Origin of the sequence: Shewanella algidipiscicola, assembly GCF_900380485.1 — a bacterium.
Lineage (GTDB): Bacteria > Pseudomonadota > Gammaproteobacteria > Enterobacterales > Shewanellaceae > Shewanella > Shewanella algidipiscicola.
Map to the genome: position 1 here is coordinate 1,343,945 of NZ_OXJV01000001.1, position 18,231 is coordinate 1,362,175.

Annotated in this window: 19 protein-coding genes; 4 read left to right on the forward strand and 15 right to left on the reverse strand. The window is 45.8% G+C overall.

The annotated features are described in order from the left end of the window. Nucleotides 1–59 precede the first annotated feature (59 nt). Both sbcB and cdd read left to right on the forward strand, forming a co-directional pair. Complete coding sequence (sbcB, locus tag DN599_RS05965; protein WP_110456681.1) at nt 60–1,472, forward strand: exodeoxyribonuclease I; 1,413 nt, start codon at nt 60–62, stop codon at nt 1,470–1,472. 95 nt (nt 1,473–1,567) lie between these two features. Next, nucleotides 1,568–2,461 carry a cytidine deaminase gene (gene cdd, locus DN599_RS05970; RefSeq protein WP_110456682.1) on the forward strand — a complete coding sequence of 298 codons (894 nt, stop codon included), beginning with the start codon at nt 1,568–1,570 and terminating at the stop codon, nt 2,459–2,461. A gap of 106 nt (nt 2,462–2,567) precedes the next feature. Here cdd and DN599_RS05975 read toward each other — a convergent pair whose 3' ends face one another. The 4 genes from DN599_RS05975 to DN599_RS05990 all read right to left on the reverse strand — a co-directional run bounded on the left by DN599_RS05975 (nt 2,568) and on the right by DN599_RS05990 (nt 8,865). After that, nucleotides 2,568–3,443: an NAD(P)-dependent oxidoreductase gene (locus DN599_RS05975; protein WP_110456683.1), complete on the reverse strand. Its 876-nt coding sequence runs from the start codon at nt 3,441–3,443 to the stop codon at nt 2,568–2,570. Nucleotides 3,444–3,713: 270 nt separating this feature from the next. Continuing rightward, entirely contained in the window at nt 3,714–6,770 is a 3,057-nt protein-coding gene (locus tag DN599_RS05980) for an AAA family ATPase (RefSeq protein WP_110456684.1), read from the reverse strand. Further along, on the reverse strand, nt 6,767–7,912 hold the full coding sequence (locus DN599_RS05985; RefSeq protein ID WP_110456685.1) for an exonuclease SbcCD subunit D: 1,146 nt from the start codon (nt 7,910–7,912) through the stop codon (nt 6,767–6,769). The genes DN599_RS05980 and DN599_RS05985 overlap by 4 nt, the downstream gene beginning before the upstream one ends. A 239-nt stretch (nt 7,913–8,151) precedes the next feature. Beyond that, nucleotides 8,152–8,865: a glutamine amidotransferase-related protein gene (locus DN599_RS05990; protein ID WP_110456686.1), complete on the reverse strand. Its 714-nt coding sequence runs from the start codon at nt 8,863–8,865 to the stop codon at nt 8,152–8,154. Nucleotides 8,866–8,967: 102 nt separating this feature from the next. On the opposite strand from DN599_RS05990, the gene DN599_RS05995 reads away from it, so the two are divergent. Next, a complete protein-coding gene (locus tag DN599_RS05995; RefSeq protein WP_110456687.1) occupies nt 8,968–9,765 on the forward strand; it encodes a helix-turn-helix transcriptional regulator in 798 nt (265 codons plus the stop codon). A 37-nt stretch (nt 9,766–9,802) separates the two neighbouring features. Here DN599_RS05995 and DN599_RS06000 read toward each other — a convergent pair whose 3' ends face one another. The 8 genes from DN599_RS06000 to DN599_RS06035 all read right to left on the reverse strand — a co-directional run bounded on the left by DN599_RS06000 (nt 9,803) and on the right by DN599_RS06035 (nt 15,290). Continuing rightward, nucleotides 9,803–10,078: a hypothetical protein gene (locus DN599_RS06000; protein WP_110456688.1), complete on the reverse strand. Its 276-nt coding sequence runs from the start codon at nt 10,076–10,078 to the stop codon at nt 9,803–9,805. A gap of 263 nt (nt 10,079–10,341) precedes the next feature. Next, nucleotides 10,342–10,731: a VOC family protein gene (locus DN599_RS06005; protein WP_110456689.1), complete on the reverse strand. Its 390-nt coding sequence runs from the start codon at nt 10,729–10,731 to the stop codon at nt 10,342–10,344. 110 nt (nt 10,732–10,841) lie between these two features. Beyond that, nucleotides 10,842–11,621, reverse strand: coding sequence for a TSUP family transporter (locus DN599_RS06010; protein ID WP_110456690.1), 780 nt, complete (start codon nt 11,619–11,621; stop codon nt 10,842–10,844). 208 nt (nt 11,622–11,829) lie between these two features. After that, the gene (locus tag DN599_RS06015; protein ID WP_110456691.1) at nt 11,830–12,216 is read right to left on the reverse strand and encodes a ribonuclease E inhibitor RraB; all 387 of its coding nucleotides are present in this window, start codon (nt 12,214–12,216) and stop codon (nt 11,830–11,832) included. 25 nt (nt 12,217–12,241) lie between these two features. Beyond that, on the reverse strand, nt 12,242–12,475 hold the full coding sequence (locus DN599_RS06020; protein ID WP_110456692.1) for an RNA-binding S4 domain-containing protein: 234 nt from the start codon (nt 12,473–12,475) through the stop codon (nt 12,242–12,244). 59 nt (nt 12,476–12,534) lie between these two features. Continuing rightward, on the reverse strand, nt 12,535–13,071 hold the full coding sequence (locus tag DN599_RS06025; protein WP_110456693.1) for a GNAT family N-acetyltransferase: 537 nt from the start codon (nt 13,069–13,071) through the stop codon (nt 12,535–12,537). A gap of 14 nt (nt 13,072–13,085) precedes the next feature. Continuing rightward, nucleotides 13,086–13,364, reverse strand: coding sequence for a peptidylprolyl isomerase (locus DN599_RS06030; RefSeq protein WP_110456694.1), 279 nt, complete (start codon nt 13,362–13,364; stop codon nt 13,086–13,088). 99 nt (nt 13,365–13,463) lie between these two features. After that, nucleotides 13,464–15,290, reverse strand: a complete 1,827-nt coding sequence (locus DN599_RS06035; protein WP_110456695.1) for a DUF885 domain-containing protein — start codon at nt 15,288–15,290, stop codon at nt 13,464–13,466. A 77-nt stretch (nt 15,291–15,367) separates the two neighbouring features. On the opposite strand from DN599_RS06035, the gene DN599_RS06040 reads away from it, so the two are divergent. Continuing rightward, nucleotides 15,368–15,883, forward strand: coding sequence for a diguanylate cyclase domain-containing protein (locus DN599_RS06040; protein ID WP_110456696.1), 516 nt, complete (start codon nt 15,368–15,370; stop codon nt 15,881–15,883). A 62-nt stretch (nt 15,884–15,945) separates the two neighbouring features. Here the strand turns inward: DN599_RS06040 and DN599_RS06045 are convergent, their stop codons facing one another. The 3 genes from DN599_RS06045 to DN599_RS06055 are packed head-to-tail and all read right to left on the reverse strand — an operon-like array spanning nt 15,946 to nt 18,219. After that, on the reverse strand, nt 15,946–17,193 hold the full coding sequence (locus DN599_RS06045) for a tetratricopeptide repeat protein (RefSeq protein WP_110456697.1): 1,248 nt from the start codon (nt 17,191–17,193) through the stop codon (nt 15,946–15,948). Between the two features lie 2 nt (nt 17,194–17,195). Beyond that, nucleotides 17,196–17,813: an energy transducer TonB gene (locus DN599_RS06050; protein ID WP_110456698.1), complete on the reverse strand. Its 618-nt coding sequence runs from the start codon at nt 17,811–17,813 to the stop codon at nt 17,196–17,198. A 1-nt stretch (nt 17,814) separates the two neighbouring features. Further along, the gene (locus DN599_RS06055) at nt 17,815–18,219 is read right to left on the reverse strand and encodes an ExbD/TolR family protein (RefSeq protein ID WP_110456699.1); all 405 of its coding nucleotides are present in this window, start codon (nt 18,217–18,219) and stop codon (nt 17,815–17,817) included. Nucleotides 18,220–18,231 lie beyond the last annotated feature (12 nt).

The following is an 18,231-nucleotide window of genomic DNA, read 5'->3' on the forward strand; positions in this document are numbered from 1 at the left end:
GCACTAAACAGTGTGTCGATGCTATGATAGACAACAATATTCACTCTGTAGTTTTTTCTATGTCATCGACTCATTCCGCAACAATTTTTTGGCACGATTATGAAACATTTGGCGCTAATCCTGCGAAGGATAGGCCGTCACAATTTGCTGGGATCCGTACTGATTTAGATCTCAATATCATTTCAGAACCTGTTACCTTTTATTGTAAAGTCGCCAGTGATTATTTACCGTCTCCAGAAGCGATTTTGATCACAGGAATAACGCCGCAACTGGCTAACATGAAAGGAGTGCCTGAAGCCGAGTTTATGGCTAAAATACATGAGCTCTTTTCGGTGCCCAACACCTGTGTCGCAGGTTACAACTCCATTAGATTCGATGACGAAGTCAGCCGTTATGGTTTTTATCGTAACTTTTTTGACCCCTATGCTAGGGAATGGCAACAAGGTAATTCTCGTTGGGACATTATCGATCTGGTCAGGGCCTGCTATGCACTGCGCCCTGAAGGCATCAATTGGCCAATAAAAGATGATGGCAGCCCCAGTTTTAAACTCGAACATCTTACACAAGCTAATAATCTCAGTCATGAAAAAGCACATGATGCGATGTCAGATGTATACGCTACCATTGCCATGGCTAAACTGATTAAACAAGCTCAACCTAAGCTATTTGAGTTTTACTTTGGGCTACGCAAAAAGGCTGAGGTGGCTAAACATATCGATGTACTCAATATGCAACCTTTACTGCATGTCAGCTCAAAAATCAGCGCGTTACATGGCTGCACTACTCTCATTGCGCCAGTTGCCCATCACAATACTAATAAAAACGCGATTATTTGTGTCAATTTGACCATGGATGTGACCCCCCTTATCGAGCTCGATGTTGAACAGATAAAACAACGTATGTATACGCCGCGCGCAGATTTAGCACCAGATGAACTTCCTATTGGATTAAAACAGGTTCACATCAATAAATGCCCGTTTATTGCGCCAGCAAAAACCCTGACCGATGACAATGCCCAGCGGTTAGATATAGATAAAATGTTTGCCAGAGAGCAATACAAACGTTTAAGGCAACATCCTGAGATCAGAGAAAAACTGGTAGCTGTTTTCGATACTGACCATGAAAACGAAATAACTGACCCCGATCTACAACTGTATAGCGGTGGTTTTTTCAGTAGCGCCGATAAGAATAAGATGGAGATCATTCGTCATACCCAGCCCCACAATCTGGCGGCGCTGGAGCTCAATTTTGATGATCCTCGCCTTAAAGAGATGCTCTTTCGCTATCGCGCACGCAACTACCCAGAGACGCTAGATGACTCTGAGCAATACCGCTGGCGTGAATTTTGTCAGCAGCGCCTCAATGATCCCGATTACATGATAAAACTGGAAACTCTGCTCAACGATACTGCAGGTGATGAAGAAAAGCAGAAATTACTTCAAGCCTTATGTCATTATCTTAGCAACCTATAGTTAACAAGCAGAGTAAATGCGACCCTGATCGCATTTACTCAGTAACTTAATTACTAAAATGATTTATCAATCGCCTAACCATTAAGGAAAAGCTCATGCAAGATAGATTTATTCACTGCATAGCTCAGCTACCGTCAACCTTGGCTGATAAGTTAGTGCCCCTCTTAAATGACGACTTTGCCGGTCATCTCGATGCACAACAAATTGCCGATTTAGTCAAAGCGACTCAACTACCCGTTAATGAACTGCTCTTAGCACTGTTGCCTGTGGCTGCGGCGCTTGCAAAACCGCCCATCAGTGAGTTTTATGTCGGCGCCATTGCCAAGGGTAAAAGCGGCGACATTTATATGGGGGGAAATATTGAACTGGATGGCGAAGCCCTTTTTCACAGTATACATGCCGAGCAAAGTGCCATTAGCCATGCTTGGTTAAGTGGCGAAAGCGTCATCGAAGATATCATAGTCAACGAGTCGCCTTGCGGGCATTGTCGCCAATTTATGAATGAATTAGTTGCGGGCCAGCACATCAAAATCCACCTACCTAATCAGGCCACTCAACCACTGTCACATTATTTACCTTACGCGTTTGGCCCCGGCGATCTTAATATTACTCAGCCATTGTTGTCTAAGCAGCAACATGAACTTGCGCTCGATAGTACCGATCCCATGGTGATTGAAGCCTTAGATCATGCGAGCTTAAGTTACGCACCATACACTGGCAGTTATGCCGCAGTAGTGCTCGAAACGCGTGATGGGCAAACCTTCTGCGGGCGTTATGCCGAAAACGCCGCCTTTAACCCGTCTATGCTACCGATGCAGATGGCCTTATCAGCCATGGTGCGTCACAACCGTGACTTTAGTGAGATAAAGCGGGCAGTATTGGTCGAGTCTGGTCAGGGAAAAATCTCCTTGGTTGGAGCCTCTATGGACGCCTTGCATGCTTCAGCGCCTGTGGAACTTGAACATATCGTGCTCGATCCAAGCCAATAAATACCTTTATTGCATAACAAAAAGGACTGCATTGCAGTCCTTTTTCTTTGGGCCCACCTAAGTGACATAACCGACTATGCCTGCAGAACACTGCGGCCTGAGACGACTATTTTCGGTGTCGCTCTAAACGCGATAATAAGCTAGAAGTATCCCAGCGCTCGCCACCACTGGCCTGCACGTCACAATAAAATTGATCAACCAAGGCGGTTAAAGGCAGCTGCGAGCCATTGCGTCTGGCCTCATCTAATGCAATACCCAAATCTTTACGCATCCAATCAACAGCAAAGCCTAAATTATACTCCCCTTGCCACATGGTCTGATAACGATTTTCCATTTGCCAAGATTGCGCCGCGCCTTTACTTATCACCTCAACCACTTTTTCGCCATCAAGTCCTGCACTTCGCGCAAAGTGAAGCCCTTCAGCAAGTCCTTGAACTACACCTGCAATGCAAATTTGGTTAACCATTTTAGTCAGTTGACCACTGCCCACCTCACCTAGCCGCTCCGCACAACGAGCATAGGCTTGCATCACTGGCTTAGCGGCATCGAATGTGGTTTGTGCACCCCCAACCATCACAGTCAATACGCCATTTTCAGCGCCCGCTTGACCGCCAGAAACCGGCGCGTCGATAAAACCAACATCTTTAGCTGTCGCTGCTGCGCCAATCTCACGCGCAACGTCAGCAGAGGCTGTGGTATGGTCAACTAAGACGCTACCAGGCAGCATCGCCGCCAATGCCCCCTGCTCACCTAAGATCACCGCACGCAAATCATCATCATTACCAACACAAACAAAGACAAAATCTTGTCCTTTAGCAGCATCGTATGGGGTTGCTTGGTACTGTCCACCGAACTCTGCAGCCCAAGCTAACGCCTTTGCTGTAGTGCGATTATACACTGTTACCTCATGCCCCTGTTTCACCAGATGCCCCGCCATTGGGTAACCCATGACGCCTAACCCTAAAAATGCGACCTTTGCCATTTGTAGTCCTATCTTTGTAATTGATGTATTTACCGTCGCAAAGACGGCTTAAATTGTGGGTACTGCACACAGTGTACCTTTAAAAAAGAGTCTTTAAAAAGAGATTGATACGCCTATGTAACCAGAAAAATTGCTACCAAACGATTCTCAATATGCATCATATTAGCCACTGTCGCAATGATGGCTGCGCAGTAATAGCAAGACGAAAACAAAGAAGTCTGTCAGATCTAGTCGGGACTAATATACTTGATCACCAATAACAAATTAAGACTAAGGTAAAATCACTTTAATAGTGCTACCCGTCGCCGTTTTAATGATATCGAGGCGGCTGCCAATCTGCTCTTTCATCTCGCTTACATGGGAGATCACCCCCACCATACGCCCTGCCGATTGCAGATCCATTAATGTTCTTATGGCAAGTTCGAGTGAATCTTGGTCCAAACTGCCAAAACCTTCATCAATAAACAGGGTATCGAGTTTAATGCCCCCCGCATACGCCTGCACCACATCTGATAATCCCAGTGCCATCGATAGTGCCGCCATAAAGCTTTCTCCGCCACTTAAGGTCGCCACCGAGCGTACTTTTGCGGTATAGGCATCTTCTACCTCAAGTTCGAGTCCCGAGGCTTTGTTACCCTTAGTCTTGTCTTCCTTGCGCAGCAAACGGTAACGCCCTTTACTCATCATTTGCAGTCGATGGCTGGCTTCAAGTAATACATCATCGAGTAGCACACTGAGCACAAAACGCTGCAAGCTTATCTTATTACCTGTGTTGCCATTGGCCACATCAGACAGTGTCCCGACCACGGCATACTGGGCTTCAAGCTGTTTCGATTGCGTGTCTAGGCTGTTGAGCTGCTCCGCGGTTTGTTCTAGTTGCCGCATACGGCCGCTCAGTTGTTGCCATTGATTAAGTACACTTTGCTGCTGCGCCTCAAGCTGTGTCTTACTGTCTGTGATTGCTGCAATATCAGGTGGTGTGCAGCCAGCTAGTTTGGTCTCTAATTGCGCGATATTGGCTTTATTGGTGATACAGCGCTGCTCATATTGCTTGATCTGCTGCTCTAAAACAGCAATTTGCTCGTCCGTTAACATGGCAACTTGAAAGGCGGCTAAGGAGTCAAACTTAGAGGTTTGTAACTGTCGCTCAAACTCACTTACTGCCAGCAGATGCTGCTCATTCGCTCTTGCCAATGTCTCATTCGCCGATTGCAGTTGCGCCGCTGCGCTGGCGGATTGCCGCTCAGCTTTAGCATGTTGCTCACGCAAAGATGAAATCTGCAGCTTCAACTGCGCTGCAGTTTGCTCCAGCTTATCGATCTCTTGCTCGAGTGCCGTTAAGTCAACGAGTTCTTGCGGTATGGCGGCCTGTAACTGCTTAAGCTGACCTGCGCTTTCATTAAACTGTTTTTCCAGTTGACGATATTGTTCGCGCTCTTGCTCAAGCTGCTGATTAAGCAGCACCTCTTGTTGCTGTAAGGCCGTCAGGCGGCTGTCAATATCAACCAGTTGTTGCTGCGCTTTCGTCGCCGCTGCAAATTGTTGTTCAAGCTGCCCCAGCGTGGTTTCAAGGCCAGCTTGCGTAAGGCTGTCGATACCGGGTAGCTGCTCAGCTAATTCACGGTTTCTTTGCTCAACATCCTTTAATTTTTCTATTAGCTGACGATAGTCTGAGCGAGCATTGGTCAACGCTGTTAATGCGCTCTGCTCATTAGCTTGCGCCGCTTCGCGCTCCTCATCTGTAGGCACGACCTGCTCACTTTGTGCGGGCTGTGGATGCTCAAGACTGCCGCAAACGGGACACGCCTCACCAGCAGATAACTGTGCCGCTAAGATGGCCGCTTGGCCCTGATGCCAGCGTAACGTCAACGTTTGACTATAAACTTGGCACTCTTGGTGATGTGCTTTTAATTGCGCGCCACGCTCTTTTGCGCTAACCAAGCGAGCATTGATTTGCTCCATCTCAGCGCTGCCGCGCAGCCACTGAGCATAAAATTGCAAATGATGTTTGGTATCGCTTATCTGTTGCTGCAACGTGAGCAACTGCTGGCTATGGGCTTTTAGCTCTGGCATTTGGGCCTGGGCTGCCAGCTTTTCATCATTTAACTGCGCCAGTTTTGCTTTTGTCTGCTTACCTAACTGTTCGGCATGAGTCATCTGCTGCTGGCTGTCACTCACATGGGCCTTCAGTTGCTCAAGCTGTTTAAGTTGCGGTAATAAGGTACGACGCTCCTGAAGCGTGGTTAATGTCTGTTGCTGCTGAGTTTCTAGTGCGGGGAGCGTCTCTATCGCAGCAAGACTTTGATTGAGCATAGCTTCACTTTGCTGCTGATTCGCCTGCGACTTCAATTGCTGCTCAGTAGCCTGGGTTAACTCAAGCTTGCGAGCCTCAACCGCCTGATAAACAGGTTGCAGCTGCTTGGCATTACGCGCGGCGAGTAACTGCTGTTGCTGCTGGTCGATCTGCGTTTTTTGCTCATCGAGTTGCCTAGCTAATAAGTTAAGCTGCTCTAGCGAGGAAAACTCAGCAGTTAACTGCTTAGCCTGCTCCAGTTGCTGACTCACCAGTTGAACTTGTTTATCTATCTTAGCCTTTTTTTCAGTCGCGCTGGCAAGCTCGGGAGCCAACGCCTTAAGCTCATCATTGAGCGCCGCATCGCTTTCAAGGTCAGCGCCTTGCAAAACACCGTCGCGGCGATTACGCATCGCCTCGACCTCTTTTTTAATGCCTAAAGCTTGCTGCTTGAGTTTGTCTTCAATCTTGCGATAAATATGAGTTTGAAACAGTTGGCTGAAGATTTTTTCGCGCGCCTTAGAATCGGCCATCAGCAGCTCGCGAAACTTACCTTGTGGCAATACCATCACTTGACGAAATTGATCCACATCGAGTCCGGTTAATTGCTCTATCTGCGCTGTTGCTTCCGACACTTTAGCTGCCACCAACAGCACCTCAGTGCCATCGCGTTCAATACACGTAAGCTGAGCTTCAGGTTTTTGCACCGTATAACCATCACCACTTTTTTGGGCTCTAGGTTGCTCTGGTACACGGCGAATATGGTATTGCCGCTCACCGAGTTCAAAGGTAAAACTCACCTCTGTGAGGCGCTCATCATCGGCCATATCACAGCGCATCTGTGATCCTTCGCGCTCATCACCGGTGGTTTTACCATAAAGTGCAAAACAGATGGCATCTAAGATGGTGGTTTTACCCGCACCAGTAGGGCCATTGATTAAAAATAAAGGGTTTTTACCCAGCAATTTAAAATCAATCACTTGCTCAGTAGCAAAAGGGCCAAATGCCGCCATGGTCAAACTTAACGGTCTCATTGGCAGTCCTCCGCTTTATGCAAGCTGTCGAGAAGCTCGGCCATTAATTGCTGCTGCTCTTCGGACATCGGCTCGCCGGCCACTTGACTAAAGAAATCGGTAAACATGGCTAACTCACCCTTTTTGATATGGTCGCTGCGAATGGCAAGCTGCTCGGTTTGGGCCATTAGCCCTGTGCGCTCAAGATGCAGCACATTGGGATACACCGCCCGTAGTTTGCCCATCGCATCTAAAATGGCGCTTTTATCGGATAAACGCACCATCAAATAATCGTCTCGCTGGGGATCGTTAACACCATCGGCTAATAACTGCGCCAGTTCACCTTCGATAATACGTACATCTCGAAGCGGTGTGAGTGGCAACAGCTCAATGTTGACCTCGCCTACCTCATCGAGTTCTACCAAGGTGACCGATTTATGTTGATGCTGTTCGCTGAAGGAATACTTCAAAATGGAACCTGAATAGCGAATATAAGGTTGGCCCTTATATTGTGGGCCATGCAGATGCCCCAGTGCGGTATAACTAAAATCATTAAACAGCTGTGGGGCAATTTTATCGGCGCCGCCAATACTCAAGGGGCGCTCTGAATCTGACTCACTGCCGCCATCTAAGAAGCAGTGGCTAATCACTACCTTTGGCAATCCTTGACTGTCATGCTCTGTGACCTGCTCAAGCAGTGTAGCCATCGCCTCTTCATGGCTAGACACATCACAATCGAGCACATGGCGCACCGTTGCTGGCTCAACATAGGGCAGCGGATAAAAGAGGGCATCACCACTTGCACTGGTAAGTTTAATCGGCCGTACTGTGTCACTTAACGGCCCAATAATGTGTAGACCACTGCTCAGCATCTGCCGCGAAGCAAAGGCTAACCGCTCATGCCCGTCATGGTTGCCAGCAATTAAAATGGCCGGAATGCCCAGTTCATTGACCACCTGATTAAGCACATCATCGAGCAGCGCCACCGCATTCGCTGGCGGCACGGAGCGATCGTAAATATCACCCGCTACCACGATGGTATCAACTTGGTGCGCCTTGGCTAATTCGATAATTTGCGCTAACACATGGCGCTGATCGTCGAGCAAACTTTGATTATGTAGCTGACGACCGATATGCCAGTCCGAGGTGTGGATAAATTTCATCAGTTCTCGTTTAAAAATGAGGAGGATACGAACGTATCTAATGGTTGTTATAGTAAGAAATGCCGCAACAGATGGCAACGACCTTAGGTGCCTCCCGCAAATTAATCGCGCCCCTCAAGCCATAAGAAGCAGGTACACCAGTAGTTGAACCTGGTCGATAGCATAAGCGGCGCCACATATTAGCCGTCTAATACCTGCTATTGTTCACGTGTATCACACAACTACACGCCCAGCTGTCCTCAATGTGCTTTATATTTGAGAACTAACTTGTCTAAAAATTGAAACAACAATCGATTCATGGCGCGCGTGTCCGTAGCAGCCATGTCAGCGGGATGCTGCACCCATTGCTCACCAAACATAGCGCCTTGCTCGAAAGCAGAGGCGATAAGTGCAGATATTGATGTTTGAGTAAACTCTAAGTGGCATTGAAAGCCATAGATGAGATCGCCATACTCAACAATCTGTCTCGGACAAGCTTGGCTGTAGGCAAGTACTTTAGAGGTCGGCAATAGACCGGGCATATCATTATGCCAATGGCCAACCACTTCTGTGAGTTGAAAATATTCAAATAATGGCGAAGCTAACGCTGCATCAGTCATAGTGATCGGGAAGTAGCCGATCTCTCGTTGCGGGCTATGTTCAAACTTGGCTCCGAGAGCCTCACCAATTAACTGTGCTCCCAAACACACGCCCACCAAAGCTTTGCCCTTAGCAATACATCTATTAATCAAGCTAATCTCCTGTTCTACATCAAAATAGGCGCACTCATCACGCCGAGTTAATGGAGACTGAGGGCCGCCTAAGATGACCAGCAGGTCAAAATCTATTACCGCAGGGAGCGATTCACCTAAATATAAGTGTGTCGAGGTTTGTTTAAAGCCGTTATCAGTAACCCACTGACTAAAAGCCGCTGGACCTTCGTAGGATTCATGAATAATAAAGTGAATATGCATCTAGTTACCTTGATGGTGAATATCAGTAAGGTATGATGCTATCTGAAAAACAGCTGTCTCAATTTACCTGTTAAGACATAAAACATCGATAAGTCGCCACATATGCCTGCAAATGAAAAAATAGCGCTATTTTCACACCATCAAATGGTGAGTAAAACCATCGACATGCAAGCCCATTATATTGACGATTGGCATACACACCCATGGCATCAAGTCATTTTTCCTGTCTCGGGCTTACTACAATCCACTATCGAGCAAAATACTGTTATTGTGCCTCACAATGCCATGTTGTACATACCGGCAAACACACGTCATAAATCAGTGGCGGTCACCCAGACACAATTTTTAACCTTATACCTAAATCCCAACCACACCGTTAGCTTCAGCAGCACACTCAAATCGTGTTTTATCACGCCATTTTTGAAAAGCCTGATATTACTGTTAATCGACCATGCTCACTGCAACAACACAGAACAGATGCTGAGTAATCTACTTATTGTATTGCAAGATCAAATCACCATCGCTAACCCCTATGAAATCCCTCTGCTTATTCCTAGCGATAGAAGATTAATGTCGATATTTATACAATTACAAAAACAGCCTGACTCAGCATTAACACTCACACAATGGGCAGAAAAAGTTGGTGCATCGGGTAGGACGTTGTCGCGGTTATGTAGCAAAGAGTTTGGCCAGTCATTTTCGTCATGGCGCCAACATATTAAACTGGTCCTCTCGTTACAATTATTAGAAAGCCCCTTATCAATACAAAGCATTGCCATCGAGTTGGGTTACCACTCTGACTCAGCCTTTATTCATGCTTTTAAAAGCATTTTCACTCAAACACCGAGTCAATATCGTAAATCTCATTTGTCCCATAGTGGCACAAATCTAAACTACTAATGGTGATGAGAGTAAGTAATCAATTTGTAGGGCTTGCCTATAAAACCCCGCTTCGTATTAGCCCTCGCCTGACATTTTTACACAGTTTACCGAAACGGGAGATGTCACCAAGTCGCGGCGTATCACCATTGGCAATGGCGGTTTCCCAATAAGATAATTCACTATCAACTAACTCGAGTAATTTTTTAGGGCAACCGATACAACTCCCTTCTGGGCCGCAGACAAAATGAGCCGGCTCAGTTAAAGGCAACTCCTGTTTTACTTGTTCGATAAGCTGCAGCATCGCCGTCTTAGGATCGGGTTTTGATGGCATACGTCACCTACTTTTATCTTGGCAGTTGGTGCAACATTGAGTGGGATAATATTTTAAATCAATAAGATAAGTACAATAAAACAAGTGCAATCAGAGATTACGTCACTGCCAAGGTGACTCGTAGTTCACCACGCCAAGCGGACCATTTAAAGCAGATATAGCTAAAAAACCGAGTAAGAGGCAAATACATTGTACGATTTACACTCGACGATTGAATTACGCGTCACTCCGCAAAAACAGAATAACGCGTTATCAGCAGCTTATTATGTTGCCGGCTGCATAAAATGAGTCGCACATATTTTATTGCCCGACGGATCGCGCAAATAGGCCAGATAAAGTCGCCTCTCTCCACTACCACGTACACCTGGCGGCTCTTCACAAGCGGTCCCACCGTTAGCCAAGCCAGCTGCATGCCACGCATCGACTTGTTCCGGAGTGCTGGCTTTAAAGCCGATGGTCATGCCATTACCATGGGTGGCGACTTCACCATTGATCGGTGCCGTGAGACCTAATACACCATCGGGTGTAAAATATAAGCAACGACCTTTTTCATCTATCACCCCTTCCGAGTACCCCAAAACGTGCACGATTGCATCGTAAAATACTTTTGATTGCGCGACATCGTTGGCCCCAAACATAACATGACTAAACATGGTGTATCCTTGTAAAAAATGAGTTTTGACTGTGCAATATTCCATGGTGATTGTCTAGCACTCAGTTTCAGTGTGCACGTTCGGCAGCTCAGACGATTAACCTAGAAACGTTAAAACCATGCGGTGAGATCGTACTGATCCGACAATAATTTTACGCTCATCGCGATCGACATGGTCACCACTAGCGGCTTAATAATTTTACTGCCTTTACTCATCACCATCCGCGAACCAAGCGTAGCTCCCAGCGCTTGACCAACAAGCATAAATGCGCCGAGTAACCACACCACTTTGCCACCGAGCGCAAAAAATATGAGCGAGGCGATATTGGTTGAGAAGTTAAGTACCTTAGCGTGAGCAGTCGCCTTTGCCAGCCCGAATCCTGCCAATGACACAAAGGCAAGTGCAAAGAAGCTACCAGTACCCGGCCCAAAAAAACCATCGTAAAAGCCCACACCTAGGGCCGCCGTAAAGCCAAACACCGTAGGGGTAAGTAGTTGTTGCTTGTCCTCTTCGCTTATCTTCTTCGAAAAGAGGAAATAGCCGCCAATGGTTAACATTAAAAATGGCAATACTAATTGCAATACTGAGGCATCGATCAACTGCACGGCAACCGTACCCAACGCTGAGCCGATAAACGCACAGCCAATAGACAGCTTCATTTGCGTTAAACTAACCATGCCTTTGCGGATAAAATACAGGCTGGCAAAAAAACTCCCACCACACGCCTGCAACTTATTGGTCGCTAATGCTGCGGTTGGTGGTAGACCCGCCCACATCAGCGCCGGGATAGTCAATAGCCCGCCACCACCGGCGATTGCATCGATAAAGCCAGCCATCACTGCGACGGTAAAGAGAATGGCGATAAGCTCATAAGTTAATTCGAAAGACATAGTGACTGCTTTATAAATCAATGGAGTAGAATTGCGGCTATTAGACTTGGTTTGTATTAACAAGGCAAAGAAGTTTTCTCTTTTTTTGCATTGTTGTATGTAATCCAGCCTAAAATCAATGCGAGTAAGAACCAGCTAAACACAAGGTCTGTATGTGAAATAGGCAATAAAAAGCCACTGTATACAGTGGCTTCAATCGTCGGTAGCATTAATGCTGACAGTTATCACTGCATTGGTGTTCATCGTCAGCAAATTCATCATCGCCTTCCTGATGCTGCATGACGCCCCAACCATCAGTGGCACCACCGAACTCGGCGGCAAAGGTATTGAGTTCGAGCTCTTGGCTAACAATCGCATCGTACTCAGGCACCATGTTAATGCACACGATAAGCTCCCACTTACCGAGTTCATCGTTGAGGTGTAATTCCATTTCGCCCTCGAGTTCAGATTGAGCTAACTCTTCTGCTGCTGACTCAGCATCTCGCTGATCTTCAAACACAAGGAAAAAATCAACATCAAGCGCCTTGCTCAAATCAATACCGGACTCCGCCATTGCGGCCAGCATTTTGCCATTATCATCATCTGGAAATTGCATTATTAACTCCACTTACTTAAGGACGTTATTCGCCTGCGACAATCATTACGCTTTCGCCATTGAAGCTCACCACTTGCCCAGGTGAAACCTTCTTGCGCTTGCGAGTTTCCACTTCGCCATCGACAGTCACCATGCCTTCACTTATGACGAATTTAGCTTCGCCACCGCCGCCGGTCATCGACTGTACTTTTAATACTTTATAGAGCTCTATAAACTCTTCACCTGGCAATAATGCTAGGGTTTGTGATGCTGTGGTCACACTTTATACCTTTTTTCAAAAAAATCGGCGCGATTATAACACTTGTGCATGATGACACGCTACAGTGGACGCTCTGAAGCCAGTAAACCGTAATAACAGTCATCCACCCAAAGATCGTCAAGCTTGTAGTTATGGCGCAAAATGCCTTCAAGTTGAAAAGCACATTTCTCTAATACTCGGGCAGAAGCACGGTTGTCCTTAACGCAAACCCCAATAAACTTGTGAATTTGATACTGTAAACACCCCCAGTCAATCACGGCATTGAGGCTTTCGGTTGCATAACCTTTACCATGACTATCTGGGCTGAGCATATAACCAACTTCGGCGTGGGCAAGTGTGACATTACTGGCGTGAAGACCGGTAAATCCAACGATTTTCCCCGTGATTAACTCCTCAATAGTCAAGGTTAACCAATCACCCGATTCAAATACCCAAGGTGTTAGCCGCGCTGCAAATTTTTCGGCTATAACCTCAGCACTATCCGGTCGGCGAACAAATTGGTTCACACTCGGATCTTGGTGGATTGACAAGTAAACTTGCCAATCCTCACGTTGCAACGACCTAATCTTTAACCTGTTGGTATATAGCTCAAACATCGTGTTGCCTCAGTTTAGCCGCGGCTGGTCACTTCAAGTAAGTGATAACCAAACTGGGTCTTAACTGGACCTTGAACTTCATTTAATGGCGCACTAAATACCACTTCGTCAAATTCACGCACCATCATGCCTGGGCCGAACGAACCTAAATCACCACCTTGAGCGCCAGATGGGCAAGATGAATGAGCTTTAGCGACATCAGCAAAATCGGTGCCGTCCAAAATTTGCTGCTTTAATTGCTCGCATTGTGCTTCGCTGCTGACTAATAAATGACGCGCAGTTGCTTGTACCATGTATCGCTCCTAAAAGTGTGTCAAAAGTAAGTAAAATAAAACCCAGCAAGTATAAAACATTTGCTGGGCTTAATGAACGATGATGTTCAGCAGAGAGGATTATGCCTTGCTCGCGGCGATCCAGTGGTGAATTTTTTGTTCCATCACAGCCATTGGCAATGAACCGGAGGTCAAAATTTGATCATGAAACGCTTTTAAATCAAATTTATCACCTAAAGCTTGTTCAGCCTCTGCGCGCAAAGCCAAAATTTTCAATTGGCCCACTTTGTATGATAAAGCCTGTCCTGGAATAGCCATGTAGCGTTCGACCTCAGCAATAATATCTGACTCCGCCATTGGCGAATTGTCTTTCATATACTCAATCGCCTGCTCGCGGCTCCACCCTTTAGCGTGCAGGCCAGTATCGACCACTAAACGCATAGCGCGTAGCATCTCGTCTGATAACTTACCAAAGTATTGGTAAGGATCATTAAACATGCCCATCTCGATGCCTAAGTATTCAGCATAGAGTGCCCAGCCCTCTTCAAATGCGGTGTAGCCGCCAAAGCGTTGGAACTGAGGAATATCGCTAAGCTCCTGTTTAATAGCAATTTGAAAGTGATGTCCAGGAGCAGCCTCATGTAGCGAGAGAGTGGTCATGCCCCACTTCGGCTGGGCTTTTAAATTAAAGGTGTTGATATAAAATACCCCAGGACGCGAGCCATCAACGGCAGGAGCATCATAGGAGGCACCGGCAGCAGACTGCTCACGAAAATGCTCTACAGGTTTAACAATGTAATCCGCTTTGGGCATCACATTGAAGTAGTTGGGTAGCTCGAGATTAATTTTATCTTTCAGCACCATATAACCATCGATAAGCCCCTGACGGTCATTGAAAAAATATTGTGGCTCAGATGACAGTGACGCAAAAAAGGCGTTCAAATTACCTTCAAAACCCACTTGCTGACGTACTTTATCCATTTCAGACAAGATACGGGCAACTTCAGATAGACCAACCTGATGAATTTCATCAACCGACATGGTGGTAGTGGTATGTGAGTTGGCTAAGTGTTGATACCAGACCTTTCCATTAGGGAGTGCCCACCAACCATCACTGCCGCGGGCCATAGGCAGATAAGTGTGCTGAAAGTAGTCTGTGAGCTGGCTCAGTTCAGGTAGTAACTGCTCATCAATAAATTGGGTATATTGCTGCGTCAGCTGTGCTTTTTCTTGTGCTGTAAATGAAGCCGGCAATTGCGTAATGGGCGCGTAAAATAGGCTTTGCTGCGGCTGGCTGACCAACTGCGCTCGCAGTTGCGGAATAATGCGCTCCACCAAGACTCGGGGCAACACCACTTTACTGGCAATGCCTTCATCCATACGAGTTTGTGCCAATTTAGTCCACTCAACGAACCCAGCTAAACGTGATAACCAATTAGTATAGTCTTGCACAGTATTGAACGGTTGGGCACTTTCTCCGCTGCCTAATTGCACCATGCTGATCACTGTGCTGTAAAACTGATTCATGGGCATGAAATGCTCAGGAAAGGTTTCAGAAACAAGTGCTACGTTTCTGTCATAAGAAAACATGTCATAGCTCAGTTGCAACGCTGGCGACAAGGCATCTCGGTCAATGGCTTTGACCTGCTTTAAGTAGCGAGTGTTTAACTCATGGCGCTGTTTTAAATAGGTTTCAGTCAATGCGCCGCCAAACTGGTCGTTATAATCATTAACTCCCACAAAAGTCGCATAAATCGGCTCAAGCTTTAGGCTATCCTTAAAATAGTTATCAGCCAGAGCCAAATACGCTTGTTCAGCAGTTTGCACCGTAGTACTGGCGACACTAGGATCAGCAGTAACAGTGGCCTGCGACCCCGTCTGAGCGTCTGAGCAACCACCGAGAATAATACTCGCGGCGATGGTCGTTGCGACAATGGTTTTCTTCATTTTTGCTTTCCTTCATATTCTGTGCAATTGCTAGTTATTTTCTATACTTGTCAGTAGATTAATCTAAGGAGCTGGCAATGATCTACTCATTTAATCATTCTGGATTTAGGGATCCCGAAACGGGTGTCTATAACCAAACCTACTTTATGGAGATATTTAATCGCGAATGGCATCGCCATATCAGGGAGCGTCAAACATTAGCCTTATTGTATCTATGCCCGCAGATTGATGAAACCGACAAACAAGCTCACTTATTAGAATTACTCATAGGCCAAGTGCAACAGGCACTGATGCGCACTAGCGACTTAATCGCTCGGATGAATCAGGACAACTTTGCCGTAGGCCTATTCAATATTGATACACAAGGTACTTATACTGTGATTGAACGTATCGAGCAAAAAATCGCTCATTTCAATCATGAGCATCAACGTAAACATACTCATAAAATAGATTACCAATTAGCCGCATCTGTGTGTCAGCCTGTCGCCACGCTGCATATTCAACAACTATTCGACGATGTGCGTAGCCTGTCTCAACAATTAGAGCAACAAAAAAGCCAGCACGCTGTGGTACATCAGCTTAAAGTGCAATAGTTTATCCATTTTATTTACCGCATAAAAAAAGCCCCATAAAGGGGCTTTTTAGGCTCAACAAGTTAAAGTGCAACGTTATAAATACGTGCCTTTTCTTTAATGTAAGCAAGGTAGCTGTTAGCTGTACGTTTAGTCTTCTCGTCTTTAGCAGCTTTTAAGCATGCGTTATACGCGGCTTTATACTGCTTAGTGCCAAGATAGGCTAATGCCAATTCAAACTCAACCTCACCTTCACTCACATCACCAGCTGCTAGCGCCTTTTTGAGTACAGGAATTGCTTGCTTGTACTCTTCTTGTAATGTCAATAAACGTGCCTGTTTCAGGAATAACTTACCATCATTGTTGATGACAGCGGCTTTACCATAATAGGTGGCAGCCTTATCAAGCTCTTTCGCATTATGATAAAAGCCAGCCAAAATTGAGAGCGTTTTCTCATCCTCTTCAATCAGACCGCTTTTTAAATGCTTTTCGTAGATTTTTGCCGCATTGTAAGGTGAACCATTTTGCGCAAGTAGCTGCGCTAAACGGGTGATATTACCAGCGGTTTCTAAAAATCCATTCTTATAAGCCAGATCATAAGTCGCCAACGATTTAGTGTAGTCTTCAGTTATCAGATAAAACTGTGCTAACTGTACCCATAGACGGCCATCTTGTTGGAACAATGGCACCATGGTCTCGAGTACTTTAACGGCATTTTTATAATCTTTCTTGTTGAAGTAAGCCGTCAGTTTCATCTGATATAAGCCTTTATCTGGCTTATCACTGATAGAAAGACCTTTATCAACGACCTGTAGTACTTTATCCCACTCTTTAAGTTCAGAGTAAGCAATACCTATACGGCGATACACTTGTGCATCTTCCTTACAGGTAAACTCCATCCACTTGTAATATTGCGGAATAGACTCTTTGAACTTCTTCTCTTGGATTAACAAGTCCGCGTACAAACGCAGCGTTGCACCATGATCAGTACCACCAAGAATGTCAGCATCTACGGCCGTTTTAAGGTATTTAATCGCAGTAGCCATCTGATTTTTTTCGGCATAAAAGTTACCCAACATGCGGGCAATATAGGCCTTATCAAAATCATCGCGTGGATTGGCTTCAAGCAATACTGCAATCGCTTCGTCAATGTTGCCTTCTTGATAAGCTTCAAAAGACTTCTGCACTTTTTTAGCAGAGTTTTGACCGACAGCCTTAGACTGACGCTTTTCAATGGGACACTTTTTCGCAGCATTTACAGTTGGCACTACAGCAAGACTACCACCGATAGCAAACAATAGTGCAGTTGCAAGCGTATTCACTTTTTGCATCTCTATTTGCCTCCATCGAGTTTAAAGTCAAGTTGAACCGTCATACCAGGCTGTTTAAGGGCTTTACCGTCAACAATCTTTGGCTTGTATTTCCACTTTCTGAGTGCGCGCTTAGCTTCTCTATCGAAAATACGTTTCGGGTCTGCATCGATCACTTCGATATCGTCAACACCGCCCAATTCATTAATAGTAAAGCTAAGTTGTACCCAACCTTCTTTACCATCACGAGCAGCAGCGATAGGATATTGTGGTTCGATACGCACAATTGGCGTCGCATCACCATCACGAGTCATCATATTACCAAGCTTAAAGCCTGTGCTCGCAGAACCTGCCACTACACCACTCATATTAAACGACATATTAGTGTCGATATCAGATGAGCTATCTGGTGGTGGGGTATCAGGCAAAGGTGGCTGCTCAGGCGGTGTAGGTGGCTTAGGTTTTACCCTAGGCTTATCCTGCACTTTTGTATCCTGTTTATCCATACTGATCTCAATCACTGGAGATTCAGTTGCGGTGTCGGCGCGTTTAGCGCCGCCACCGACCAAGAAGGCCATGAATACAAACAGGGCAAAAGTAACAGCACCACCAATTAATAATGATACTATTGCTCTGAGCATATTAATCTTTCCCCGCTGATACCGAAATCTTGTCGATACCGGCTTTCTTCACGTTGTCCATAACCTTGATAACAAGGCCATGCTCAGCTTCTTTATCTGCTTCAATCAACACAGCCGCTTCTGGTGACTCAGCTAACATACGTTCTACGTTAGCTGTTACACGCTCGATGTCAACCTGACGGTTTTCCATCTTAATCACGCCTGTCTTGCTAACACCAATAAAGATGTTTGCAGACTTCTGAGTCGTCGCTTGAGAAGCTTCAGGTTTATTGTAGTCAAGACCTGAGGGCTTAATAAACGACGTTGTTACGATAAAGAAGATCAGCATGATAAACACGATGTCTAGCATCGGTGTCATATCAATCTGTGCTTCTTCTTCTATACTTGAATGCTTTTTACGTGCCATGTTCAATCTCTC